This window comes from Arthrobacter sp. ISL-95 (assembly GCF_018613695.1).
Classification (GTDB): Bacteria; Actinomycetota; Actinomycetes; order Actinomycetales; family Micrococcaceae; genus Arthrobacter.
Map to the genome: position 1 here is coordinate 95,862 of NZ_JAGGPR010000012.1, position 24,169 is coordinate 120,030.

The following is a 24,169-nucleotide window of genomic DNA, read 5'->3' on the forward strand; positions in this document are numbered from 1 at the left end:
GCTGATGGCGGCCGAAGCTTGGAAGGAACTACTTAGATGGTGACGGCTCCGGAGGCGGTTTCGAAGGTTACTGCCATAATGCCCGGAGTGCCGTGCGGGGCCATCCATTGGACAGCTACGTCTTCCAGTGGCTTTTCCACCGGCTCACCCAACCACTCGGTAACGCGCTCAGCCGAGCCCGCAATGGTGAGGCTGGACATCTTGACGTCGCTCTCGTAGATCCTGGACGGGTGCAGCGAGGGGTCGCCCTCCCACCTGAGAAGGTATGGCACCTGGGGATCGGCGATCAAGCCGAGGATGCCAATCTGCTGCCACACCAGTTCGCGGCCGTCAGGAAACTTGCGGTTGCCCGGAACAGCGGAGCGGCCCAGGCGGTCTTCAAAGGGGGCGAGGTCGTCAACGGCGACGCACCAGCCCATCCAGCCGCCACCGGCAGCAGAGCGTGCACGGACAGCCTGGCCAAAAGGTGCTTTGTCGGAAGCGGGGTGGTCCAAGACCTCCACCACTTCCAGGTACTTGTTATCCGCAAGGGGAATGATCATGTTCCGGGTGCCGAAGCGCGGGTGCACTCCGCCCCGGACAGCGTCCACTCCCAATGCCGCGGAAATTCGTTCGGTAGTGGCCAAAAGGCCATCTCGTTCACAGGCGTAAGAGACGTGATCCATGCGCATGGCTTCATCTTGGCACTTTGTGATCGGGGTCTCAGCTAAGTCAAGCCTAACCAACATGGGATGTGTAGGACTTTCGCTACGGGCGTCATGGAGGGACGCGGAGAGTCCGAAAGATTCCACCGGCGTCATAAAGCTGTCTTAGCTTCCGGACAGTTCCTAGACTGGCCCCAGCTCAGCTGCACAACACTGTCTTCCAATCCCATGCGCCACGAACAGGAGAACTCCATGTCCCAAGGATGGTCTTTCGAAACCCGCCAGATCCACGCAGGCCAAGAGCCCGACTCCGCCACCGGAGCACGCTCGCTTCCGATCTACCAGACCACGTCCTTCGTGTTCCCCAGCGCCGAGAGCGCTGCCAACCGTTTCGCCCTGGCCGAGCTCGCCCCCATCTACACCCGGATTGGCAACCCCACCCAGGACGCCGTGGAGCAGCGGGTCGCCAGCCTTGAAGGCGGTCTGGGTGCTCTGCTGCTCAGTTCCGGACAGGCAGCTGAAACGTTCGCCATCCTGAACATCGCCGAAGCCGGCGATCACATCGTGGCCAGCCCCAGCCTCTACGGCGGAACCTACAACCTGCTGGCACACACCCTGAAGAAGTTCGGCATCTCCGTCACATTCGTCGAGGACCCGGACAACCTGGAGCAGTGGCGTGATGCCGTCCAGCCGAACACCAAGCTGTTCTTCGGCGAGGTCGTTTCCAACCCCCGCCAGGACGTGCTGGACATTGAGGGCATCGCACGCACGGCTCACGAGGCAGGCGTGCCCCTGATCGTGGACAACACCCTCTCAACGCCATACCTCATCCGTCCCATTGAGTGGGGTGCGGACATTGTGGTCCACTCTGCAACCAAATATCTGGGCGGCCACGGTTCCGCAATCGCAGGGGTGATTGTGGACTCCGGCAACTTTGACTTCGGCAAGGACCCGGAGCGCTTCCCCGGATTCAACACCCCGGACCCCAGCTACAACGGATTGGTTTACGCCCGGGACCTGGGCAAGGACGGTGCCCTGGGTGCCAACCTCTCCTACATCCTCAAGGCGCGCGTCCAGCTGCTTCGCGATCTCGGCTCAGCTGTGTCGCCGTTCAACGCCTTCCTCATTGCCCAGGGTTTGGAGACCCTGAGCCTGCGCGTGGAACGTCACGTTGCCAACGCCACCAAGGTGGCCGAATGGCTTGAAGGCCATGACGACGTCGAATCGGTCGCCTACGCGGGGCTGCCCTCAAGCCCCTGGTACGATCGCGGCCGGAAGTACGGCCCCAAGGGCACGGGTGCAATCGTCGCTTTCAACATCAAGGGTGGCGTGGACGCGGGCAAGCGGTTCGTGGACGGACTGGAGCTGCACTCACATGTTGCCAACATCGGTGACGTCCGCTCGCTGGTCATCCACCCGGCGTCGACCACGCACAGTCAATTGACCGTAGAACAGCAGCTGGCTGCAGGCGTCAACCCCGGCTTGGTTCGATTGTCCGTTGGCATTGAGCACGTGGATGACATCATCGCGGATCTCGAAGCCGGATTCCGGGCCGCCAAAGGCGCCTGACGCCTAGCGCTCAACACAGTAACCCGGCCGCCGTCCGCGCCGACGATTATTCGCCGGGCGGCAGTTCGGGGTGCTCGTTCGTGAACTGCCGGGCCCAAAACCGTCATACTGTTGTCACATTCTTCGCCATAACCGCCCTGTGTTTCCTAGACTCTTCGTATTAGGTCATGAGTGCCAGCACACAGCCCCGGCTTGCTGGCCGGCAACCCTCCTCCGCGGTGGGGTGCCCCGGGTGAAGACCTGGCCTGTTCGCACGCAAGGCGACGGGCAAGCGCGAGGTTAAGGTGTCAAAGGAATGACCATTACTGCTACAGCCCTTCCAAAATCCGGAGAAGAAGACGGAACCGTCAAGTACGCCGGCATCGGGCCCTTGGAACTTGAAGCCGGTGGATTTCTTCCCGACGTCGTCCTTGCCTATGAGACCTGGGGGCGGCTGAACGCCGATGCCTCCAATGCGGTGCTTATCCAGCACGCACTCACTGGCAGTACGCACGTAGCCCGCGGAGCCACAGACGAAGAAGGCTGGTGGGAGCAGCTCGTAGGGCCCGGTGCCACGATCGACACCAACAAGTTCTTCGTCATTTCCATCAACATCGTGGGCGGCTGTTATGGCAGCACCGGTCCATCATCGGAAGCGCCGGACGGCCGTCCTTGGGGCTCACGTTTCCCGTTGGTCACCCTGCGCGACAGTACGGAAGCCGAGTCGCGCCTCGCCGATTCCCTCGGAATCGATTCCTGGCACGCAGTGTTGGGTGGATCCATGGGTGGCGCACGCGCACTCGAGTGGGCTGTGACATACCCCAACAGGGTCAAACGCTGCGCCGTCATTTCGGTAGGTGCCTACAGCACGGCCGAGCAGATCGCTTTTGCCCAAGCTCAAACCCTGGCGATCAGGCAGGACCCGAACTTCAACAACGGCGACTACTACGGCGGTACCGCGCCCGAGCACGGTTTGGCGTTGGCCCGGCGCATCGCGCACATCACGTACCGCTCGGCGTTGGAGCTGGACTTCCGCTTTGGCCGGCAAGCCCAGCACCAGGAAACTCCCCTCGCCGCCGCAGTATTGGGGGAGCGCGGCCGCTACCAGGTGGAAAGCTACTTGGACCATCAAGGAACCAAACTGGTCCGCCGTTTTGATGCCAACAGCTACATCGCCATCACCGAGGCACTGATGTCCCACGACGTCACCAGGGGGCGCGGCTCCTTGAACACGGCGCTTTCGGGCGCCACGGCGGAGTTTTTTGTGGCGGCAGTGGATAGCGACAGGCTCTACTTCCCGGCGCAGTCACAGGAACTTGCCGCGGCGCTCCCGGGCGACGTGCCAGTTCATGTCATTGAGGCGCCGATCGGCCATGATGGCTTCCTCACCGAAATCGGACAGCTCTCGGCACAGCTCCGCGAAGCGTTTTTCGCCTAAGCGCCACGCTCATTCAACGGCGTTAGCCGTTCATGATCTCGCCGCGTTGCCTCATGTAGTCCTCCATGGCAATCTCGCCGTTGCTGAACTTCGCGTCCAGCTCTGCCAGCTTGCGCGCCCGGTACCCCTGAGGCTCCGAACCGCCCGCTGAGGGGAAGGGGGCAGGGGATGACGGGCTCGACGGCGCCCCGGACTGCGGTGCATCGTCCGCCGGGCGGATGACGGTGGGCTCGGACGGATAGCCCGGGTAGCCCTGCGAAGGGTAGCTCTGCCCGGGGTAACCCTGTCCGGGGAAGCCCTGCCCCGGGTTCTGCTGCTGAGGATAGTTCTGTGGGGGATACTGCTGCGGCGGATAGCCTGGGCCGGGCAGATTCTGTTGCGGATATCCCGGGCCGCGGAAGTTCTCGTTCTGGATCCGACGCGCCCGGGAGCGGTTGTACATGCGGATTCCGAGTGGAATGAGCCACGAGCAGACGATGATCCAGAAGATCAGATTGTTCACAGTGCAGGCCTCCTAGGTCTCACCCCAGCTTAGTCCTGCCATCCGGGAGCAGCGTGTGACCGCGGTCCGGTCCGGTCCTGTCACTTCACGCGAGCGTGATCTCCATGCCCAGGAACCGGCCGTAACGCTCCACCTCGGTTTCCAAGGCGTCCTGCTCATCCGCAGTTGCCGGCCGGTTCATTCTGACATCCAGTTGGCAGGCTCCGCCGAAGAATCCGTGGCGCCACCATCCGGCCAAACGGCCGTCCAGCAGGACCACGTGCATGGGTCCGTTGTCCTCGGGGAGGTACGGTGCCGTTCCACCCAGGAAGTGCCGGGATTGTGAGTAGCCCATCACGTATTCGTCGTAGCACTGGATGAGGTCAACGCGGGGGAGCGTGCGGTCCTCAGCCGCAGAAGGGTGGCCCCCGCCGGCCAAATTCTCCGCTTCCTCCGCAGCCAGGTAATAGTCAAGCCCACTGATCTCAATGGTGTCCAAGCTGCCGGGAGAGATGTGGTGGGCTACCTGGATTCCACGCTTCACGTCTTTCATGGTCAGCCCGGACCACGCGGCACCGTCCTTGATCGTTGCGGGGCCACGGCTGCGGAAGTATCGGAGAGCCAACCATCCAAGAGATTGTTCGCGGCCTTCGGAGGTTTGCGGCGTAAGAGCCGTGCCTGGAACACGTTCCTCGAACAGGGCGTACGTCTGTTTCAGGGCACCGCCTGCGGACCGGATGGGGGAGCCGCTGACCAGGACGCGGCTGATTTCGGCATGCATGAGGTGGTAGATGAAGCCGAGGCCCTTGCTGGGGAAACCGGCCCGACCCAGGACTTCGGCCAGTTCCTCGCGCGTCTTGTGGTCCCCGTCCGCCACGGCCGCGGCCAGGATTCGGCCACTCCAGGCAGCAGCGTCCTCATCGATACCTGTTTGGCGGTACATGCCTTTGTTGCCCTGGTGGAGGCGATCCGCGGACAATCCCATCAACCAGCCAAGATCGTCCCGGTGCACAAAGTGCCACGTGGGCCTCAGGATATGTGTCCGGAGAATAGTTCCATCAGCTACGGCCTGCTCAACGTCTGAGGCGGTGACCATGGATGCAGCGTTGGCGGAGCTTCTCTGCGCAAGCGTCCACCGCGCATAGGGGAACTCCTGTGACTGGACAGCCAGAAGGTTGCGGACTACGTCCCCGGGACCTCCGGCGTACGGAGCCCGCAATTGTTGCCGCCGGAGCCGCATCTGCCGAATGTCCTCCGGAGACAACGAGCTGTCATCCACCACGCCGGACCTCACCACGCCGGACCTCACCACGCCGGAACTCGCCACGCCGGAACTCGCCACGCCGGAACTCACTACGCCGGAACTCACGGGGTAGGTACATTACAGGGGTGGTCGCCACGTCAGCGGCGCGGCAGCAGGGTGCCGGTAGAGCCGAAGACGGGTCCCGGCGTCGGGCGTTTTGGCGTGATGCCATCGCCCGAGGATTGGTGCCGAAGCCGCCTGATGACCCAGGGGACAAAGTACTCGCGGGCCCATACGAGGTCGGATGACCGGGCCTCGCGCCAAGTGCGCGGCGGCAGGGACTTGGGCATCAGGGGCTCAAGCGTGTGGTGGACGTTCAGTGCTTCCAGCACCATCATGGCGATGGTGTGGTGGCCTAGTGGCGAGAAATGCAGGCGGTCCGCATCCCACATCTGGGGGTCTGCCAACTGCCGCAATGACCACATGTCCGCGATGATGGCGTCGTGGCGTGCGGCCACTGTCCGGAGGTTCTCGTTGTAAATGGCCACCTTGCCGCGGATGCGCCCCAGAACTGATGAAGCCGTGTCCGGACCGTTGAAAAGCACCACGGTAGCGCCGCCGGAGCTCAACTCCGCAACTGCGGCGTCAAGCTTTTCGGCCAGCAGGTCGGGATCGCCGCCCGGGCGGATGAGGTCATTGCCGCCGGCTGAAATGGACACGAGGTCCGGCTGCAGTTCCAAGCAGGGGGCCACTTGTTCATCGAGGATCTGCTGCAGCAGCCTGCCGCGAATGGCAAGGTTGGCGTAGGCGAAGTCTTCCTGGCTGCGGCCCAGCTCCTCCGCAACACGATCCGCCCAACCACGGTTACCGCCGGGGTTGCGGGGCTCGGGGTCGCCGATGCCCTCAGTGAAGGAGTCGCCCAGCGCCACATAACGGGTCCACGGGTGCTTGTGGATGGACTCGCCCGGCTTCAGTAAAGGATTGTTCGCACTCACGTTCATATCCTGCACCGTGACGTCGACCCTACGCCACCGTAGGTTGTTACTTGTGGGTAACTGTAAGAATGGAGCCATGACTGAAGCACCCACATTTCCAGCCCCCGTTGTCCTCTGGTCCCACGACGAAGCCGAGCGCGCAGGCAAGCCGCTCCTGGTTCTGCTGCATGGCTACGGCTCAAACGAGGACGACCTCTTCAGCCTGGCAGGGCTGCTTCCCAACGACTTTGTTGTGGCTGCCCTGCGCGCGCCAATGCCCATGGGGCCGGGCTTCACGTGGTTCCCCCTGACTGCGTCCATCGAGTACTCGCTGGAAGCTGTGAAGCACGCAGCCGAGTACGCCCTTGAATGGCTGGACACGGTCAGGGCAAACCACTCGTCGGTGACGTTGCTGGGTTTCTCCATGGGGATGGCCATGGCCACCACCATGCTCCGCTACCGTCCCGCGTACTTCGCCGCCGTCGTCGGGCTTTCAGGTTTTGTGATCGACGCCGGCGCTGATGCCGCCTTCCGGGACGACGAACTTGACGGATCGTTGCCCATGTTCTGGGGCCGTGACCAGCAGGATCCCGTCATCACCCAGGACAAGATCGAATACACCATGGGTTGGGTGCGCAAGCATGTTGACCTCACCAAGGTGCTCTACACGGGCATGTGGCACGGCATCAACCAGCAGGAGATCGGACACGTGGGCGAATTTCTTACCCACAAGGTCCTCACTGACTGAGTTCTCCGTTGGTCAGGCGGTGATGATCCGGACAGTTTGGCCGTTGACGGTGACGGTGTCGCCGACGTGGAGTTGGCGTCCGCGGCGGTCATCAATCTCGTTGTTGACTTTAACCAAGCCGTTCTTGATGAGCTCCGTGGCTTCTACGCCGTCCTCCACCAAGTTGGCGAGCTTCAACAGCTGGCCCAGGCGGATCATGTCGTCGCGGATGGGGATCTCTTCAATTTCGGGGTTGCTCATACAGCAATGATGCCTGAAGTAGTGTGGTGACGGTGCCGCAGCCTTCTCTCCGCCCTACCCTTCCGCTGGTCATTGGCCTCCCTATTGCCGTAGCGACTGGCCTGGTCATCCCGCTTCAAGCGAGGATCAACGGGGCTCTGGGCGCAAAACTGGACGACGGCATCGCCGCATCTGTGGTGAGCTTCACCACAGGGCTCCTGCTCATCAGTGCCATCTCGCTTGCCACACCCAAGGGCAGGGCCGGCCTGCAGCGCATCATTCCTGCTGTCCGGAACCGCAGTTTTCCGCGCTTCTATGTCATGGCCGGTGCCATCGGCGCATTGTTCGTCTTTGCCCAATCATTCACGGTCGCCCTTCTGGGTGTTGCGTTGTTCACAGTCGCGGCCGTCACCGGCCAGACGTTGAGCGGTTTGCTCGTAGACCGCATGGGAATTGGCCCGGGAGGTAAACGCGCCATCACAGGAGTCCGGGTCCTGGGCAGTGTCCTGACCGTTGCCGCCGTCGCCTGGGCTGTATCACCGCGATTCGGAGGCGACGCCGATGTCGCCTCGCTAGTGCTACCCGTTATCCTGCCGTTGGCTGCCGGTTTCTTCATGAGCTTCCAACAGGCCATGAACGGGACCGCAACAGTTCATTACGGGACGCCCATCGCAGCCACGCTGGTGAACTTCATTGCCGGGTCAGCCATTTTGTGGATCGCGTGGATCATTAAGCTCGCCGTGGCCGGGCCGGGAAATCCGCTGCCCGGTGAGTGGTGGTACTACCTCGGCGGCCCCATGGGCTGCCTCTTCATTGGACTGGCGGCGCTGCTGGTCCGCAGTCTTGGTGTCCTGATCACGGGTTTGGGCATGATCGCCGGGCAGTTGGTGGGATCGTTGGTGCTCGACGTCGTGATCCCCAGTCCCGGCGCGGTGGTCGCCTTGCCCACGGTGCTGGGTACGGTCCTTACGCTCGCCGCGATCATCGTGGCCACGTTGCCCTGGCCTAAGGGAGCTTTCGCACGAAGATCAACGGCCAAAGGCCGGTAGGGTAAGTATCGGACAGTGTCTCCGTGTACTTTCCCGCAGTAGAACGCAGTAGTAACAGCAACTTTCCCCAGCACCCCGCCGGACAACCTCGTCCGGATTCCGGGGCAAACCACCGCGGACCGCACCCAGCGGCCCTGTAGATCAAATGGAGTTACCCATGGCAGCAAAATCCGTCCTTGACCAGGTCATATCCCTCTCCAAGCGGAGGGGCTTTGTCTTCCAGGCCGGTGAAATCTATGGTGGCTCCCGTTCGGCGTGGGATTACGGTCCCCTCGGTGCTGAACTGAAGGAAAACATCAAACGCCAGTGGTGGCAGAGCATGGTCCGCGGCCGCGAGGACGTTGTAGGCCTGGATTCCTCCGTCATCCTTCCCCGCCAGGTATGGGAGGCGTCCGGCCACGTGGAGGTCTTCTCCGATCCCCTGGTGGAGTGCCTTTCCTGCCACAAGCGCTACCGCGCCGACCACCTCGAAGAAGAGTACGAGGAAAAGAAGGGCCGCCCGGCAGAAAACGGCCTGGCGGACATTGTCTGCGCAAACTGCGGCACCCGCGGTCAGTGGACCGAGCCTCAGGAATTCTCCGGCCTGCTCAAGACTTTTCTCGGCCCGGTGGCCAGCGAGGAAGGCATGCACTACCTGCGTCCGGAAACCGCTCAGGGCATCTTTGTGAACTTCAACAATGTCCTCACCACTTCCCGGAAGAAGCCGCCGTTCGGTATCGGCCAGATCGGTAAGTCTTTCCGTAACGAAATAACGCCGGGCAACTTCATTTTCCGTACCCGGGAATTCGAGCAAATGGAAATGGAATTCTTCGTTGAGCCTGGTACGGATGAAGACTGGCACCAGTACTGGATGAAGGAGCGCATGTCCTGGTACACGGACCTGGGTATCCGTGAAGACAACCTCCGGTTCTTCGAGCACCCGCTGGAGAAGCTGAGTCACTACTCCAAGGGCACCACGGACATCGAATACCGCTTTGGTTTCCAAGGCTCCGAGTGGGGCGAGCTTGAGGGTATCGCCAACCGCACGGACTTTGACCTCTCAACGCATGCCAAGGCCTCCGGCACGGATCTGAGCTACTTCAACCAGGCCACCAACGAGCGCTACACCCCGTTTGTGATCGAGCCCGCCGCCGGCCTGACACGCTCCTTCATGGCTTTCCTGATCGACGCGTACACCGAGGACGAGGCACCCAACGCCAAGGGCGGCGTCGATGTCCGCACTGTCCTGAAGCTGGATCCGCGCCTGGCTCCGGTTAAGGCCGCAGTCCTCCCGCTGAGCCGCAACGAGGACCTGTCCCCGAAGGCAAAGGCGCTGGGCGCCCAGTTGCGAAAGAATTGGAACATCGACTTCGACGACGCCGGCGCAATCGGCCGTCGCTACCGGCGCCAGGACGAAATCGGTACCCCGTTCTGTATCACCGTGGACTTCGACACCCTGGACGACCAGGCCGTCACCATCCGTGAGCGCGACACCATGAGCCAGGAACGCGTGTCCCTGGACAAGGTTGAGGGCTACTTGGCAGCACGCCTGATTGGCGCGTAGCCGTGGCTTTGGATTACCGCGAATGGAAGGAGGGCGACGACCTCGCCCTCCTGGAAATCTGGGGTGGCCCGGAAACTCTTCCCGCGGAGCAGTTCCGTGCAGCGCTGGCGCCTTCGAGCAACCAGCCGTGGCGCCGCTGCATCGTCGCTGTTGACGTAGTGGACGGCATAGAGATTCCGGTCGCTGCCGGCGTTGTCCACGAGGCTTCGCTGCACCCGGAACGACTCTGGGCGTACGTCGAGGTTGCCAAGGACCACCGCCGTGAGGGTGTAGGTGCCACCCTCCTGACCATGCTGCGCCGGGAAGCCGGGAACTCGCCGTCGGGCGTTTCCAAGCTGCGCAGCAAGGTGGAGCCGGACACTGCCGGTGCCGCATTTGCTGCGGCTGCGGGACTTGCTCCCATCCAGCGTTCGCAGCTGGTGGTGGTGAAGCCGGAACCTTTGTCATTGCCGCGCTTCGGCGACGGTTCCGAGGAAGCCGCTTCTGAGCGCGTGGAGGATCTGGCTACCGGTTCGGTGGAGCTGAGCGACGTGGTGGGCAAGTACTACTCGCACGTCCACCACTGGGATAGCCCCGGAGAACTGAGCATTGCCACCGTGCAGCGCCTGTTCCTGCATGACCTCACTGGCGCCCATGGGGCAATCGTCCTGCGCGCACCCAAAGCGAGTGCTTTCGGCCAAGGCGTTCCTGCCACCCGCAAAGGCAAGATCCAGGCCTTCGCCATCAGCTACGCCAAAGGTGACTCCGATGAGCCTTCGGATGTCTTCCTTGGACACGACCCCATGCTGCCCGCCGAGGAAGCAGCGGGCGCGGTCCGGGACCTGTTGGCACTCATTGCCTACCAGCACCCGGTCTTGCTGGAAGTTGACGAGTCCATGACGGCGCTGCGCACGGTTCTTGATCCGTTGTTGGAATCCGGAAAAGCCCATGTGCGTGGTGCAGACACCCTGATCGTCAGCGACTGACGCCTCCTTGGCAGTTCTCAGGATCCCGCCTTGCCCGTTCCCGCGGGCGGGGCGGGATTCTGCGTTCCAGGGAGTTTCCAGCCCTCGCAGAACAACCTTGACGTGGCCCACCGGCAGGAGTAGGTCTTACGAAGTAAGCCCCCACGCCATAACAACTGCAGGGGAGAGGCGTGAGCGGAACAGGTCGGTCTCACGTCTGCATGGGTGGTAAATAGGCAATGAATGAAATAACCCTCGATGGGCTCCGGGAACAGTTGCGCGGGCAACTCGTTACACCCGAAGACCCTGACTATGACGCGGCCCGCGCCGTCTTCAACGCGATGGTGGACAAACGCCCGGCAGGCGTGGTTCGCGTGGCGCAAATCTCCGACGTCATAACCGGTGTGAACTTCGCACGGGAAAACTCCATGCCGCTGGCCATCAGAGGCGGCGGCCACAGTGCACCCGGCTTTGGGACCTGGGATGAGTCCCTCGTGTTGGACTTCGTCAACCGAACCGGGGTTCGAGTAGATCCCGAAAAGCAAACAGCGCGAGCCGAGGCGGGCGCTACCTGGGCTGATTTTAATCACGCAACGCATGCTTTCGGACTCGCCACCACCGGCGGGATTGTGGGATCCACGGGTGTGTCAGGGCTGACTCTGGGTGGCGGAATCGGGTACTTGGCGCGGAAACACGGATTGACCTGTGACAACCTGATCTCTGCCGATGTGGTGACGGCGGACGGCAACTTCCTGGTGGCAAGCGAGGACAGCAACGAGGACCTGTTCTGGGCCATTCGCGGTGGCGGAGGAAATTTTGGAGTGGTCACGTCCTTCGAGTTCCGGCTGCATCCCGTAGACATGATTCACGCAGGGATCATTATCTACGGCGCAGAGAACACGGACACCGTGGCCAGGTTCTATCGGGACTACATCGCCTCCGCCCCCGAGGACTTCGGCGCGTTCCTTGGCTTCCACCAGGGGCCACCGGTGCCTTTCCTCCCTGGTGAATGGCACGGCAATCCCGTATGCGTGGTGGTGGGAATGTGGACCGGAGATCCGGCGGAGGGGGCGTCCAGATGGCAACCGTTCCTGGACGTAGCTCCCGTTGCCGGGTCCATGATCGGCCCCATGCCGTACCCGGCGCTGAACGTCGCCTTTGACGGGCTCAACCAAAAGGGCATGCAGGGCTATTGGAAAGCCAATTTCCTGCGGGAACTCAATGACGGAGCCATCGCGGCGCATGCTCGTTTTGGTGCAACGGTCACCAGCGTCAACACTGCCGTACACATCTATCCCATCGACGGAGCCGTATCCCGGGTGGGAGTCACAGATACTGCCTTCTCGCACCGGGACATGAAGTTCGCCCCGGTCATCGCCACGCAGTGGGCTGACCCTGCGGACAACGAGGCCAATATCGCCTGGGCGCGGGAATACGCTGCGGCACTGGCCCCCCATTCCGAATCCGGGGGATACATCAACTTCATGGATTCGGAAGATCAGAACCGGGTAGCGGACAACTATGGACCCAACTGGGAGAGGCTTGTAGCCATTAAGGGAAAGTACGATCCGATGAACCTCTTCCGCGTGAACCAGAACATCGCGCCTGCCGGATCGGAGGAAGTCAGCCTTCCCGCGTAGGGTTGAGGGCATGAGGTTTTGCTGCTGATGGGCCACGGTCACTCCCACGATTCTGAAAGTTCCGAGCCAACCCCGCAGGCCCTCGCCTCGCGGAAGAGGGCCAACTGGATTCTGGCGGCCATCCTTGTTCCGCTGGGCGTCCTGACACTCGTGGCCATGATGGTGATGTGGCCCTCCGGCAGCCGGGAGGGAATCACGTTCTCGAGCCCCTACCAGGCTGCCCCAGGGGTCACCTTCGACACCGGCAGGATCCAGAGTGTGGTGGTGGAAAGCTGCACGCAGACGGGCCAAAGCAACACAGGCCAAACGGATCCCAACCAAAGCAACCAGTCCGCCGGATCGCAGTGCACGTTCGCTTTTACGGAGCCGGATAAGGGCGGGGAGGTGGTCAAGGTGGTCATTAACCCTGACGTCGCCATGTCCCACGGCGTGGATGTGGGAGATTCCATTCGGTATCTCAACCTGTCCGCCGTCCAAGGTGCAAATGCGGGAACCGGCGCCCCGGCCTATGTATTTGTGGACTTTGTCCGCAGCATTCCCATAGCCCTCCTGGCCGTGCTGTACGCAGCGGTGGTCATCGCGGTAGCACGTTGGCGTGGCTTCCGGGCGCTTCTTGGCCTGGTTGGTGCTTACTTCGTCCTGGTCAGCTTCATTCTGCCGGGTTTGGTGGAAGGCAAGCCGCCGCTCCTGCTGGCTTTGGTGGGCTCCACGGTGATCATGATCGGGGTCCTGTATTTCGCGCACGGATTCTCGGCGCGGACGTCCACGGCTTTGCTGGGCACTATTTTTGGGCTGAGCATTACCGCGCTGTTGGCGGCGTGGGCCACGGACGCAGCTAATTTGGCTGGCGTGGGAAACCACGATGCCTCCACCTTGGTGAACATGTCACCGCAGATCTCGATTTCCGGGATCATCCTCTGCGGCCTCATCATTTCCGGCCTTGGCGTACTCAACGACGTCACCATCACGCAGTCCTCGGCGGTGTGGGAACTCTACGAACTCGCACCCAACACCAGTGCCCGCAAGCTGTTCTCCTCGGCCATGCGGATCGGCCGGGACCACATCGCCTCCACTGTCTACACCATCGCTTTTGCCTACGCCGGTGCCGCACTTCCCATCCTCATCATCGTCATGCTTTACGACCGGCCTCTCGACGAAGCGCTGACCAGTGCCGAGCTGTCCGAGGAAGTCATCCGGACCTTGGTGGGTTCCATCGGTCTGGTGCTCGCGATTCCGGTGACCACCCTGATCGCCGTCCTGGTGGTCAAGGCCACCGGCATGAAGCGCCTTGCCGCAGCCGGCGGGCCGACCGTAACTGCTGATGAGCTTAACGACACCGGTTCGCTGGCGGCAGCCGCCGCCGTCGTGGGTTCCGGTGCGCAAGATGAGCGCGACGCCGGTACCCGCCTTGACGCTCCCGGCAAGCCTGCGCGGCCGGGCAGCCGACGAGCCCAGCGGGAAGCGGAGCGGCGCAGCACCGAATAAGCGCCCATGACATTTGTCATCCTGGATGCATGACACCCGCTACGGGTGCATGTGGTTCATCCCGGCTTGAATTGGTAGACCACGCCAATTCCAGGGAGAGCCATGACAATGACAGATGTGCCGGCGGTCCAGGCTGCCGGACTTCACAAGAGCTTCGGTAAGGTGCACGCGGTCCGCGGTCTGGACCTGACGGTGCAGCAGGGGGAGGTTGTGGCCTTCCTGGGACCCAATGGCGCCGGTAAGACCACCGCCATTGACATGATCCTGGGCCTCAGCACTCCGGACAAGGGCAGCGTCTCCGTCTTCGGACGCACACCGCGGGCAGCGATTGCCCGGGGGCAGGTGGCCGCGGTGATGCAAACGGGTGGCCTGCTGCGGGATATCAGCGTTCGTGAGACCGTGCTGCTGACCGCGGCGATGTTCGATTCCTCCCGCCCTGTTGACGAAGTCCTGACGCGCGCAGGCATCCTGGACATTGCTGACCGGAAAGTGGAGAAGTGTTCGGGCGGCCAGCAACAGCGCCTCCGCTTCGCCATGGCCTTGGTTTCGGACCCCGGACTGCTCATCCTCGATGAGCCGACCACCGGCATGGATGTGGCTGGCCGGCGTGACTTTTGGTCCGCCATCCGGGCCGATGCGTCTCGTGGACGCACTGTCATCTTCGCCACCCACTACCTTGAGGAAGCGGACGCTTACGCTGACCGGATTGTGCTGGTACGCCAAGGAGCCATTGTTGCCGATGGCACGGCCGCGCAGGTCAAGAATCTTGCTTCCGGGAGGACCGTGCGTGCAACATTGCCGCCGGGGGGACCGGGACCGGTTGGACGGACTGCCTCCTGCCGCCAAGGTGGAGTACGACGCCGGCCGGGTCACCGTTCGTACCGCTGACTCGGACTCCGTAGTCCGTTACCTGCTTAACAACACGGGCGCCCATGACCTCGAAGTGGTCGCCAACAACGTGGAGGAGGCGTTCGTGGCACTTACCGCGGACGAACCCGGCACGGAGGCCCGGCACGCTTTTGAAGGAGACCGGTCATGACCAACACAGCGGCCATCCAGGACCGGAAACCTTCCGCCGGAGGCATCAACAGCACCTTCCTGCGGATCGAAATCAAGCGGATGCTCCGCAACCGCAGGACCATCATTTTTACGGTCCTGATGCCTGCGATCTTCTTCTTCATCTTTGGGCTGTCCAACAAGGACCAACTGCTTCCCAACGGCCATAGCTACGGTCAGTACATCCTGATTAGTCTCACCGTCTACGCCGCCATGACGGCAGCCACGGGCGCGGGCAGCCAAGTGGCTGTTGAACGGGCGCAGGGCTGGAGCAGGCAACTGCGGCTCACCCCGCTCCTGCCCGGCGCCTACATCGCGGTCAAAGCAGCGGCTGCGCTGACCTTGTCCCTGGTTGCGGTCGTCGCCCAATTCATCATTGGTGCCTTGGCCGGGGTGACCATGGAACCGCAGATCTGGCTCACCGCGGGTTTGGTCGCCTGGTTGGGTTCCCTCGTTTTCGCGGCTCTTGGCTTGTTCGTCGGCTATCTCATGCCAAGCCAGAACGTCATGCAGATCCTTGGCCCGGCCCTGGCCATCCTGGCCATGTTGGGAGGGCTGTTCATGCCGATTGAGATCATGGGAGATACCTTTGGCGAGATCGCCCGGTTCACGCCCGCCTACGGGATCGGACAGCTGGCACGCGGCCCTATCACCGGCGAGTTCGACGCCATATGGATCGTCAATGTCCTGGTGTGGCTGGCCATCTTTGTTGGCGGGGCAGCCATGGCCTTCCGCCGTGACACCAAGCGTGTCTGAACCCGTCCTGCGGTGACTAAGGTGGGATCCATGAGCAACCCGAGCCTTGGGGACACCTTCCGTGGGGCCGGAACCCGGCAAATGGTTCGTCAGTGCCGCATTCTCCATCATCCTCTGGGCCTGGCCCACCTGGAACCTCGTGTGGTCCGTCGATGAACCAGCGCTCTGGAAGGTGGCAGCCTCCGCAGCGCTGGTGGCCTTCTTTGCTGCCTACGCCGTCCTGCCGATGTTCAGCCGAAGCCGCGGCCCCCGGACAGGACTTGCCTGCACAGGAATCCTGATGGCATTGAACGGCCTGGTGATTCTCATGATCGGCAAGGAGGCGCTATGGACGTGGCCGTTCCTCGCGTGTGCCATCGCCATGACCGTGCTGCCGCCCCGCGTGGACTTTGTCCTCATCATGGCTATGGCGGCTGTGTCCTTGGCAACGGGACTGCTGACGGGAAATCCGGAGCAGGCGTTTTTCCAGCCGGCCCTGATCTTGTCACTCGGCTTGATGATGTCCTCCTTTGCACGACTAATCCGGCAGACTATCCAGCTGCGTGCGGCCCAAAGCGAACTGTCCGACGCCGCAGTGGCTGCCGAACGGAGCAGGGTGGCGCGGGACATGCATGACATCCTGGGCCATTCCTTGACCGTGATCGCCATCAAGGCCGAACTGGCAGGACGGTTGATGGAAGGATCGCCCCCGGGGCCGGCCACGGACAGGGCCGCCGCGGAGATCAACGATGTGCAGGACCTCGCCCGTGGCGCGCTCGCAGATGTCCGCGCGACTGTCGCGGGGTATCGGGGAGTCAACGTCCTTGCCGAGCTCGCAACGGCCCGGACGGCGCTGGAGTCGGCCGGGATAGCTGCTGAATTGCCTGGGACTGTGGAACAAGTCCCGGCCAGGCACCGGGAGCTGTTCGGCTGGGTTCTCCGGGAAGGCATCACCAATGTGGTGCGGCACTCAGGCGCCAGGCGCTGCCGCGTGCTGTTGACTGCGTCCACGCTCTTGGTGGAGGACGACGGCGTGGGACCGGGTGCCTCGGAATCCTTCGGTAACGACCTGGCCGGAATCCGGGAAAGAACAGTGGCTGCCGGTGGCAGCGTTCATGTGGGCTCGAGTGACCTGGGAGGGTTCAGATTGGCAATTGAGGTATGACTATCCGTTTGGTGATTGCCGACGACCAAGCATTGGTCCGCGGTGCTTTGGTCGCTTTGCTGGGGCTTGAACCGGACATCGAGGTAGTTGCTGAGCTGGGTGACGGCACCGAGGTGGCGGACGCCGTCGTGGAATTTTCAGCGGATGTAGCGATGCTCGATGTCGAGATGCCCGGGCTGGATGGCATCAGTGCCGCAGCTGCTGTCCGCAAGGCGGCGCCTTCGTGCCGGGTCCTCATGGTCACCACTTTTGGCCGTCCCGGCTACCTCAAACGGGCCATGCAGGCAGGTGCCTCCGGCTTCGTGGTCAAGGACACGCCTGCCCGGCAGCTCGCGGAGGCTGTTCGGCGAGTGCACCGCGGTTTGCGCGTGGTGGATCCTACGCTTGCAGCCGAATCGTTGACCTCCGGTGACAGCCCGCTGACCGATCGTGAGGCGGAGGTGCTTCGGGCAGCGTCCGGCGGCGGCACCGTGGCAGATATTGCCAAGGCTGCGATGCTCTCCGAGGGCACAGTGCGGAACTACCTTTCCGCGGCGATGGCCAAGACGGGCGGAAGGACCAGGGCTGAAGCTTTCCGGTTGGCCGAGGATAACGGCTGGCTTCTTTAGGGCGACCCACCGATTTGCCCGGATTTGCAACAATGGATAGGTGACTGTTGTAGCAACGCCCCCCGCACCGAAGCTTGAGCTCCCGCCATTGAAGCTCGGCGGGATCACCGTGGACACCCCCGTGATCCTTGCCCCCATGGCCGGCATCACCAACTCGGCCTTCCGCAGGCTCTGCCGTGAATACGGCGGTGGCATGTACGTGGCCGAGATGGTCACTTCCCGTGCCTTGGTGGAGCGGACCCCGGAATCGTTGCGCATCATCTCGCACGATGAGGACGAGAAAGTCCGTTCCGTGCAGCTCTACGGCGTGGATCCTGTGACCGTGGGTGCCGCGGTGCGCATGCTCGTGGAGGAGGATAGAGCCGATCACATCGATCTCAACTTCGGCTGCCCCGTGCCCAAGGTCACCCGGCGCGGCGGCGGTTCAGCCCTGCCCTGGAAGATTGACCTCTTCACGTCAATCGTTAATACAGCGGTCAAGGAAGCCTCCAAGGGCGGCATCCCGCTCACCATCAAGATGCGTAAAGGCATCGATGAGGACCACCTGACGTACCTCGACGCCGGAAGGATCGCCCGCGACGCGGGAGTGGCCGCCGTCGCCCTTCACGGCCGGACTGCCGCGCAGTTCTATTCCGGCCAGGCCGACTGGTCCGCGATCGCCCGCCTCCGTGAAGCTCTGCCGGATATCCCGGTGCTGGGCAACGGCGACATTTGGTCGGCCGAGGACGCAGTCCGCATGGTCCGGGAAACCGGTGTGGACGGCGTTGTGGTGGGCCGTGGTTGCCAGGGCCGCCCCTGGCTGTTCGGAGACCTCCAGGCAGCTTTCGAGGGCAGCGATCAGCGGCACCGCCCCGGGCTCCGGGAAGTTGCTGAGGGCGTGTACCGTCACGCCGAGCTGATGGTGGAGACCTTTGGCAACGACGAATACAAGGCTCTCCGCGAGATCCGCAAGCATATGGCCTGGTATTTCAAGGGCTACGTTGTGGGCGGTGAACTCCGGGCCAAGCTTGCCACCGTGCCCACCCTCGAGGTGCTGCGCGAATACCTTGATGAACTGGACATGGACTCGCCCTACCCGGGAGTCGATTCCGAGGGCCCCCGTGGCCGAGCGGGCTCTCCCAAGAAGCCGGCCTTGCCCAAGGACTGGTTGGTGAGCCGTCAGCTGAACGCTGAACAGAGCGCGGATATCTCGGCCGCGGAGCTGGACGTTTCGGGCGGCTAGCCTCACTCGTGTAAGACTGACTCAAGAAGCTCCACACCCCGGCGCTTGAAGGAGGCAGATACCCATGGGAACCGAAGCGATACTTGGCCACGACGGGACGGCCCACGATTTTGTGCTGGCCATCCCCGGTTATGCCGAGGCAGATTCCGCGCGGTGGGTTGAAGAGCCGCGCAAGAGCAACTATCGCTCCGATTTTGAACGGGACCGCGCCAGGGTCCTGCACTCTTCGGCACTGCGCAGGCTCGGTGCAAAAACGCAGGTGGTTGCCCCGGACACGGATGACTTTGTCCGGACCAGGCTGACCCACAGCCTGGAAGTGGCACAGGTAGGTCGTGAACTTGGCCGCTCGCTCGGCTGTGATCCTGACGTGGTGGACACTGCATGCCTGAGCCACGATCTCGGTCATCCGCCCTTCGGCCACAACGGTGAGTCCGCGCTGAACGAAGTAGCACACACCATTGGCGGCTTTGAAGGCAACGCCCAGACCCTGCGGTTGCTGACCAGGCTCGAACCCAAAGTGCTCGCCGAGGACGGCAGGCCGGCAGGGCTCAACCTGACCCGCGCCAGCCTGGATGCTGCGTCCAAATACCCGTGGTCCGCCGTCGATGCCCCCGTCATCCACGGCCACCGCACCAGCAAGTTCGGCGCCTACGAAGACGATCTTCCGGTGTTCGAATGGCTCCGCGAAGGCGCTCCGGGCAACCGTTCGTGCATCGAGGCGCAGGTGATGGACCTTGCCGACGATATTTCGTACTCGGTCCACGACGTTGAGGATGCGATCGTCGCCGGTCATTTCCAGCTCAAATGGATGGAAAACCCGGACCACCGTGCGCGCGTGGTGGGCTACACCAAGCAGTGGTACTTGCCGCACAACGATCCCGCTGAAATTGATGCCGCACTTGCCCGCCTTGAGGCCACCAAGGTTTGGGTCCGCGAAGCAGATGGCAGCCGAAAATCCATGGCTGCCCTGAAGGACATGACCAGCCAGTTGATCGGCCGGTTCTGCCAGAGTGCCATGGAAACAACCCGCGCTCACTTCGGGCCTGCCAATCTGACCCGCTACGACGCTGAGCTCATGGTTCCGGAGGAGACCGTCACCGAGATTGCGGTCCTCAAAGGACTGGCCACCACGTTCGTGATCTCCACCGACCACCGCCAGCCGGTGTACGAGCGTCAGCGCGAAGTGCTGCATGCGCTGGTGGGCGTTTTGAACGCTACCGGTGACCGTCACCTGGAGCCGATGTTCGCCGCGGACTGGAGTGACGCCCTCGACGACGGTGCGCGGCTGCGCGTGGTGATCGACCAAGTTGCCTCGCTGACGGACGTCTCCGCCCTGGCAATGTATGAGCGGCTCGTGGGCAGCCTTCCGTCGCTCTGGTAACCGTTCCCGCGTTCCGTTAACGGCGGGGGCTTCCGAGGCAAGCGACTAGGATGGTGACGTGGCTGGCCTGATCAAACGTGAAGATATCGACGAAGTACGCCAGCGCACGGATATCAAGGAAGTAGTTGACGGTTACGTCACCCTCAAGGGCGCGGGGCTGGGTAGTTTCAAGGGCCTGTGCCCCTTCCACGACGAACGCTCACCCTCCTTCACTGTTCGCCCGCAAGTGGGCAGATACCACTGCTTTGGCTGCGGCGAAGACGGGGACGCCATCTCCTTCGTCCAGAAGATGGACCATAGCTCGTTCCACGAGGCCGTTGAGAAGTTGGCCGCCAGAATCGGCTACGAGCTGCGCTACGAGGACGGCGGAACCGGTCCCAGCCGTGAGGAAGTGGGCAAGCGCCAGCGCCTGCTGGACGCCCACAAGATCGCCGATGAGTTCTTCCGGGCGCAGCTGTTGACCCCCGGAGCGGCCGAAGGGCGCAACTTCCTCGATGGCCGCGGTTTCGACCGCGCCGCCGCCGAGCATTTTGGCGTGGGATACGCTCCTCAGGGCTGGGACGCGTTGCTGAAGCACCTCCGCGGACGCGGGTTCACGGATGCTGAGTTGAAACTCACAGGGATGTTCTCGGAAGGAAACCGGGGAATCTACGATCGCTTCCGCGGCAGGCTGATCTGGCCCATCAGGGACATTGCGGGGGACACCATTGGGTTCGGTGCCCGCAAACTGTTTGAAGACGACCAAGGCCCCAAGTACCTGAACACCCCTGAAACCACGCTGTACAAGAAATCCCAGGTGCTTTACGGGATCGACATCGCCAAGCGGAACATCGCCAAGGAACGGCAACTGGTGGTGGTTGAGGGGTACACGGACGTCATGGCCTGCCACCTTGCCGGGGTCACGACGGCGGTGGCCACCTGCGGTACTGCCTTCGGTACCGAACACATCAAGGTAGCCCGGCGGCTGCTCTCGGACGACGGCAGTGGGGGAGAGGTCATCTTTACCTTCGACGGCGACGCCGCCGGCCAGAAGGCTGCCCTGCGGGCGTTCGAGGAAGACCAGCGCTTCACCGCCCAGACGTACGTCGCCGTGGAACCCTCCGGGGCCGACCCCTGTGATCTTCGCCAACTCAAGGGTGACGCCGCGGTACGCGAACTCATCAGCACCCGCAAGCCACTGTTCGAGTTTGCCATCCGGGCAACTCTTCGGCGGCACAATCTGGACACCGTGGAAGGCCGCGTGGCTGCCCTGCGCGAAGCCGCCCCGGTGGTGGCACAGATCAGGGACTCCGCCACGAGGCCCGGATACACGCGCAACCTGGCGGGTTGGCTGGGAATGCCCATTGAAGAAGTCAGCGGTTATGTGGGGGCAGCAGCCAAGCGAGCAGCTTCCGGGGGCGGAACAGCCAGTCCTGCAGGCCCGTCGCCGGCGGGAGCACCGGCGTCGAGCGGTCCCGTCTTCCAGCGGCCAGATCCCCGGGACCCCATAGCCGGTATGGAGCGCCAAGCGCTTGAAGTGGTCCTCCAAGAGCCTGGCGTCCTGGGCGGGGGAGCTTGGGAGCGTTTCGAGGCCTCGCACTTCATCACCCCTGCCTACGCGGCCGTTCACACTGCAGTGCGGGCTGCCGGCCTGGCCCACTCGGACGACCCTGTGGCTTGGGTGGAGCAGGTCCGCCAGGAAGTCCCCGAGCCATTGAGGCCTTTGGTCTCGGAGTTGGCGGTGACGCCCCTGCCCGCGAGCACGGCCGAGGCCATGCAGCGGTACTGCCGTGACATCCTGGCCCGTCTTTTCGAATTGCAGATCACCAGGATTAAGGCAGACAAGATGGGACAGTTGCAGCGCTTGGACGCAGGTGCCAATCCAGAGGAGTTCCAGCGGTTGAACCGGGAGCTGATGCAGCTCGAAATGGAGCGTCGGGCGTTGCGTTCCGACGGCTGAAACCGCCGATTTCGTTTTCTGGCGGGCCCCTGTTAAGCTAGTAACCGCTTCATTCCTCCGTAGCTCAATTGGCAGAGCATTCGACTGTTAATCGAAGGGTTACTGGTTCAAGTCCAGTCGGAGGAGCGCGCAATACCCCCGTTTCGATCACTCGGAACGGGGGTATTTTTATACCCCCGAGGGGTATGCGATGCAAATTTCGCTTTCCGGTAGAACCTTTGCTAAAGTCATAACCGCTTCATTCCTCCGTAGCTCAATTGGCAGAGCATTCGACTGTTAATCGAAGGGTTACTGGTTCAAGTCCAGTCGGAGGAGCAACAGGACCCCGTACCGGCTTTATAGCTGGTGCGGGGTCTGCTTTTTGTCACACGAAGTCCATCTCCACTTGCAGGAATCGGGCGGCCTCGACCACCGCGGCCAGGAACGAATCCTGCTCGGTGGGCGGAGTCCTGGGTTCCCGGGGATGCCATTCGTGGGGCGCCGAATAGACGCGGGTGAAGCCGCCACCTGGTGGGGCATAGAAGATGCCAAAGCGTTGGACCGGCCATTCAGGCGAGGTCTCCGGGGCGACCAGTAGCGCGGCGTCCGATTCAGGGTTGTACCACTGCGCAATGGGTCGGCGACGGTCATCGGTAAAGAGCCCGGCGGCGTAGAGGGCAGCGGATTGCGGGCTGGTCACCGAGCACAAGCGGTCCCACCACAGCGGCAGGATGCGTTCATCCCGACGCTGCCACGGTGCCGGAATCGGCTGCAGCTCTTGCCAATGTGGCACACTTCAACTTTATCTCCGGTAAGGGGCCCGCAAAAGGGCAACTGCTACCGGGAGAGGCCAAGCCTGGGATAGAGCACGTCGAAACCTTTGATCAGTCCGGCGTTCAGTGCCAGGCCAACGTGACCGCCGTTAGGGACTTCGTAGTACGTTACCGTCATCCCTGCATCCCGGGCAGCCGCGGAGACTGCCTTGGCGGCTGCCACGTAAGTGGTGTCATCCGAGCCCACCGTAAAGACAGCCGTTGTGTTGGGGAACTGCTTGCCCTTCATGATGTTGATGGGCTTTTGGGCATCGTAGGCAGCCTGGTTGCCGTCGAAGATCGTTGTAAGGTTGCCGGCAGGGTCCTCTGCGCCGGGGAACTCCTCGCCTGAGATGTCCACCACGTTGCCCCACATCGCCGGGTATTTGACCGCGAAGGAAATGGCACATTGCCCGCCGTTGGAATACCCGGCGATGGTCCAGTGCTCGCGGTCAGGGAGGATGTTCAAGTTGGCTTTGGCCCAATTCACAACATCCTCGTTAATGTACTTCTCCACGTTGCCGTATTTAGCGGTGTCCAGGCAGAGGGTGTCATCCTGGTCCGGGCCGATCTGGTCTGCGACGATCGCTATGGGGGCCAGGCCATTGTTCTTTGCCGCGAACTCGTCCAGGGCCGCGGAAACGTATTGGGGATCGGGGAGTCCCGGCTGGCCCATCATGAGGACGAACAAGGGCAACTTGGGCGGATGGGCCGTCAAGGCGGCGGGGGGCAGGTAGATGCCCGCCGGCCTGGCATTGAAACCGGACGCGGTGGCGGGAATGATTTGGGTGCCTGCCTCGCCCTTCGCCGGCTGGTCGGCCGCGGGCTTCCAGCTCTGCCACAGCGGGCCTGCCGGAAGGGAGGCGTCAGGGTCCGGCTTGGCCAGTTGGATGGCGCCCTCGGTGGAGATCCCCAACGCCGAGCCCAACGTTTTGTTCAGTCCGAACTCTGTGTTGATACCCAGGCCGGCCACCACGACGAACACGGGAATCGAGAGTGCGGCCACTACCTTCCGCCACCGTTGGCTGTGGCGAAAGCTCACCACGGCCAGGCCCAAGGCACCGAAGCAGGCAAGGGCCCAGAACCACACCCGGGGCGTCAGCCCCACGTGGAAAACGTCCAGGACGTCCTCCACCAGCCACACGGTCAACCACCCGAACAGGACTGCCACCATAATCGCCGTGATCGCGGTGAGGGCCCAGCGCGCTGACGGTCTGAGGAACAGCAGCAGAAAGAAGCCGACGCCGATCACTCCGGCGATCGTCATGACAACAGGGCCACTGATCTCCAGCTTCAGGAGCTCGTTCATGACCGGG

21 protein-coding genes, 2 tRNA genes, 1 pseudogene and 1 riboswitch are annotated in these 24,169 nt (G+C 62.7%); of the genes and pseudogenes, 17 read left to right on the plus strand and 7 right to left on the minus strand.

The features are described 5' to 3' along the window. Nucleotides 1-32: 32 nt before the first annotated feature. Complete coding sequence (locus tag J7I86_RS16480) at nt 33-671, minus strand: VOC family protein (RefSeq protein ID WP_214821521.1); 639 nt, start codon at nt 669-671, stop codon at nt 33-35. Nucleotides 672-872: 201 nt separating this feature from the next. Between J7I86_RS16480 and J7I86_RS16485 the strand changes: the two genes are divergently transcribed. Together J7I86_RS16485 and J7I86_RS16490 are read left to right on the plus strand one after the other, a co-directional pair. Continuing rightward, nucleotides 873-2,213: a bifunctional o-acetylhomoserine/o-acetylserine sulfhydrylase gene (locus J7I86_RS16485; RefSeq protein ID WP_286179914.1), complete on the plus strand. Its 1,341-nt coding sequence runs from the start codon at nt 873-875 to the stop codon at nt 2,211-2,213. A gap of 163 nt (nt 2,214-2,376) precedes the next feature. Continuing rightward, a riboswitch (SAM riboswitch) is annotated at nt 2,377-2,493 on the plus strand. 15 nt (nt 2,494-2,508) lie between these two features. Then, complete coding sequence (locus J7I86_RS16490; protein WP_214821525.1) at nt 2,509-3,630, plus strand: homoserine O-acetyltransferase; 1,122 nt, start codon at nt 2,509-2,511, stop codon at nt 3,628-3,630. 22 nt (nt 3,631-3,652) lie between these two features. Here the strand turns inward: J7I86_RS16490 and J7I86_RS16495 are convergent, their stop codons facing one another. The 3 genes from J7I86_RS16495 to J7I86_RS16505 all read right to left on the minus strand — a co-directional run bounded on the left by J7I86_RS16495 (nt 3,653) and on the right by J7I86_RS16505 (nt 6,355). Then, on the minus strand, nt 3,653-4,132 hold the full coding sequence (locus tag J7I86_RS16495; RefSeq protein WP_214821527.1) for a hypothetical protein: 480 nt from the start codon (nt 4,130-4,132) through the stop codon (nt 3,653-3,655). A gap of 85 nt (nt 4,133-4,217) precedes the next feature. Next, nucleotides 4,218-5,393, minus strand: a complete 1,176-nt coding sequence (locus J7I86_RS16500; RefSeq protein WP_214821612.1) for a winged helix DNA-binding domain-containing protein — start codon at nt 5,391-5,393, stop codon at nt 4,218-4,220. A gap of 119 nt (nt 5,394-5,512) precedes the next feature. Further along, on the minus strand, nt 5,513-6,355 hold the full coding sequence (locus tag J7I86_RS16505; RefSeq protein ID WP_214821529.1) for an SGNH/GDSL hydrolase family protein: 843 nt from the start codon (nt 6,353-6,355) through the stop codon (nt 5,513-5,515). A gap of 70 nt (nt 6,356-6,425) precedes the next feature. On the opposite strand from J7I86_RS16505, the gene J7I86_RS16510 reads away from it, so the two are divergent. Continuing rightward, nucleotides 6,426-7,076, plus strand: coding sequence for an alpha/beta hydrolase (locus tag J7I86_RS16510; protein ID WP_214821531.1), 651 nt, complete (start codon nt 6,426-6,428; stop codon nt 7,074-7,076). Between the two features lie 12 nt (nt 7,077-7,088). On the opposite strand, the gene J7I86_RS16515 is transcribed toward J7I86_RS16510, so the two are convergent. Continuing rightward, complete coding sequence (locus tag J7I86_RS16515; RefSeq protein WP_214821533.1) at nt 7,089-7,316, minus strand: RNA-binding S4 domain-containing protein; 228 nt, start codon at nt 7,314-7,316, stop codon at nt 7,089-7,091. A 23-nt stretch (nt 7,317-7,339) separates the two neighbouring features. On the opposite strand from J7I86_RS16515, the gene J7I86_RS16520 reads away from it, so the two are divergent. The 14 genes and pseudogenes from J7I86_RS16520 (at nt 7,340) to J7I86_RS16585 (ending at nt 22,377) form a co-directional block, all read left to right on the plus strand. Further along, entirely contained in the window at nt 7,340-8,344 is a 1,005-nt protein-coding gene (locus tag J7I86_RS16520) for a DMT family transporter (RefSeq protein WP_214821535.1), read from the plus strand. A gap of 157 nt (nt 8,345-8,501) precedes the next feature. Further along, entirely contained in the window at nt 8,502-9,887 is a 1,386-nt protein-coding gene (locus tag J7I86_RS16525; RefSeq protein ID WP_214821536.1) for a glycine--tRNA ligase, read from the plus strand. Nucleotides 9,888-9,889: 2 nt separating this feature from the next. Continuing rightward, on the plus strand, nt 9,890-10,852 hold the full coding sequence (locus tag J7I86_RS16530; RefSeq protein ID WP_214821538.1) for a GNAT family N-acetyltransferase: 963 nt from the start codon (nt 9,890-9,892) through the stop codon (nt 10,850-10,852). Nucleotides 10,853-11,070: 218 nt separating this feature from the next. Beyond that, nucleotides 11,071-12,471: an FAD-binding oxidoreductase gene (locus J7I86_RS16535; RefSeq protein WP_214821541.1), complete on the plus strand. Its 1,401-nt coding sequence runs from the start codon at nt 11,071-11,073 to the stop codon at nt 12,469-12,471. 27 nt (nt 12,472-12,498) lie between these two features. Next, on the plus strand, nt 12,499-13,956 hold the full coding sequence (locus J7I86_RS16540; protein WP_214821543.1) for a YibE/F family protein: 1,458 nt from the start codon (nt 12,499-12,501) through the stop codon (nt 13,954-13,956). Between the two features lie 102 nt (nt 13,957-14,058). Then, nucleotides 14,059-14,995: pseudogene (locus J7I86_RS16545) on the plus strand (ABC transporter ATP-binding protein). Beyond that, nucleotides 14,992-15,768 (plus strand): ABC transporter permease, encoded by a 777-nt coding sequence (locus J7I86_RS16550; protein ID WP_286179915.1) that lies wholly within the window; start codon nt 14,992-14,994, stop codon nt 15,766-15,768. The pseudogene J7I86_RS16545 and the gene J7I86_RS16550 overlap by 4 nt, the downstream one beginning before the upstream one ends. Nucleotides 15,769-15,829: 61 nt before the next feature. Beyond that, nucleotides 15,830-16,912 carry a histidine kinase gene (locus tag J7I86_RS23155; RefSeq protein WP_214821545.1) on the plus strand — a complete coding sequence of 361 codons (1,083 nt, stop codon included), beginning with the start codon at nt 15,830-15,832 and terminating at the stop codon, nt 16,910-16,912. Beyond that, complete coding sequence (locus J7I86_RS16560) at nt 16,909-17,520, plus strand: response regulator (RefSeq protein ID WP_214821547.1); 612 nt, start codon at nt 16,909-16,911, stop codon at nt 17,518-17,520. Before J7I86_RS23155 ends, J7I86_RS16560 begins: the two co-directional genes overlap by 4 nt. Nucleotides 17,521-17,560: 40 nt before the next feature. Further along, nucleotides 17,561-18,742, plus strand: a complete 1,182-nt coding sequence (gene dusB, locus J7I86_RS16565; protein WP_026541475.1) for a tRNA dihydrouridine synthase DusB — start codon at nt 17,561-17,563, stop codon at nt 18,740-18,742. Nucleotides 18,743-18,806: 64 nt separating this feature from the next. Beyond that, nucleotides 18,807-20,123, plus strand: coding sequence for a deoxyguanosinetriphosphate triphosphohydrolase (locus J7I86_RS16570; RefSeq protein WP_214821549.1), 1,317 nt, complete (start codon nt 18,807-18,809; stop codon nt 20,121-20,123). A 58-nt stretch (nt 20,124-20,181) separates the two neighbouring features. Beyond that, nucleotides 20,182-22,062, plus strand: coding sequence for a DNA primase (dnaG, locus tag J7I86_RS16575; protein WP_214821551.1), 1,881 nt, complete (start codon nt 20,182-20,184; stop codon nt 22,060-22,062). Between the two features lie 53 nt (nt 22,063-22,115). Further along, nucleotides 22,116-22,188, plus strand: a tRNA-Asn gene (locus J7I86_RS16580). 116 nt (nt 22,189-22,304) lie between these two features. Continuing rightward, a tRNA-Asn gene (locus tag J7I86_RS16585) sits at nt 22,305-22,377 on the plus strand. 49 nt (nt 22,378-22,426) lie between these two features. On the opposite strand, the gene J7I86_RS16590 is transcribed toward J7I86_RS16585, so the two are convergent. Together J7I86_RS16590 and J7I86_RS16595 are read right to left on the minus strand one after the other, a co-directional pair. Further along, the gene (locus J7I86_RS16590) at nt 22,427-22,834 is read right to left on the minus strand and encodes a hypothetical protein (RefSeq protein ID WP_214821552.1); all 408 of its coding nucleotides are present in this window, start codon (nt 22,832-22,834) and stop codon (nt 22,427-22,429) included. A gap of 44 nt (nt 22,835-22,878) precedes the next feature. Further along, the gene (locus J7I86_RS16595; RefSeq protein ID WP_214821553.1) at nt 22,879-24,162 is read right to left on the minus strand and encodes an alpha/beta hydrolase-fold protein; all 1,284 of its coding nucleotides are present in this window, start codon (nt 24,160-24,162) and stop codon (nt 22,879-22,881) included. Between the last annotated feature and the right edge of the window lie 7 nt (nt 24,163-24,169).

Excerpts from the sequence above, each read along its gene's own strand:
- J7I86_RS16535 (WP_214821541.1), top strand. The coding sequence starts at position 11,071 with ATGAATGAAATAACCCTCGATGGGCTCCGGGAACAGTTGCGCGGGCAA.
- J7I86_RS16510 (WP_214821531.1), top strand. The coding sequence starts at position 6,426 with ATGACTGAAGCACCCACATTTCCAGCCCCCGTTGTCCTCTGGTCCCAC.
- J7I86_RS16595 (WP_214821553.1), bottom strand. The coding sequence starts at position 24,162 with ATGAACGAGCTCCTGAAGCTGGAGATCAGTGGCCCTGTTGTCATGACG.
- J7I86_RS16550 (WP_286179915.1), top strand. The coding sequence starts at position 14,992 with ATGACCAACACAGCGGCCATCCAGGACCGGAAACCTTCCGCCGGAGGC.
- J7I86_RS16525 (WP_214821536.1), top strand. The coding sequence starts at position 8,502 with ATGGCAGCAAAATCCGTCCTTGACCAGGTCATATCCCTCTCCAAGCGG.
- J7I86_RS16480 (WP_214821521.1), bottom strand. The coding sequence starts at position 671 with ATGCGCATGGATCACGTCTCTTACGCCTGTGAACGAGATGGCCTTTTG.
- J7I86_RS16540 (WP_214821543.1), top strand. The coding sequence starts at position 12,499 with ATGGGCCACGGTCACTCCCACGATTCTGAAAGTTCCGAGCCAACCCCG.
- J7I86_RS16490 (WP_214821525.1), top strand. The coding sequence starts at position 2,509 with ATGACCATTACTGCTACAGCCCTTCCAAAATCCGGAGAAGAAGACGGA.
- J7I86_RS16560 (WP_214821547.1), top strand. The coding sequence starts at position 16,909 with ATGACTATCCGTTTGGTGATTGCCGACGACCAAGCATTGGTCCGCGGT.
- J7I86_RS16570 (WP_214821549.1), top strand. The coding sequence starts at position 18,807 with ATGGGAACCGAAGCGATACTTGGCCACGACGGGACGGCCCACGATTTT.
- J7I86_RS16505 (WP_214821529.1), bottom strand. The coding sequence starts at position 6,355 with ATGAACGTGAGTGCGAACAATCCTTTACTGAAGCCGGGCGAGTCCATC.
- J7I86_RS16485 (WP_286179914.1), top strand. The coding sequence starts at position 873 with ATGCGCCACGAACAGGAGAACTCCATGTCCCAAGGATGGTCTTTCGAA.
- J7I86_RS16515 (WP_214821533.1), bottom strand. The coding sequence starts at position 7,316 with ATGAGCAACCCCGAAATTGAAGAGATCCCCATCCGCGACGACATGATC.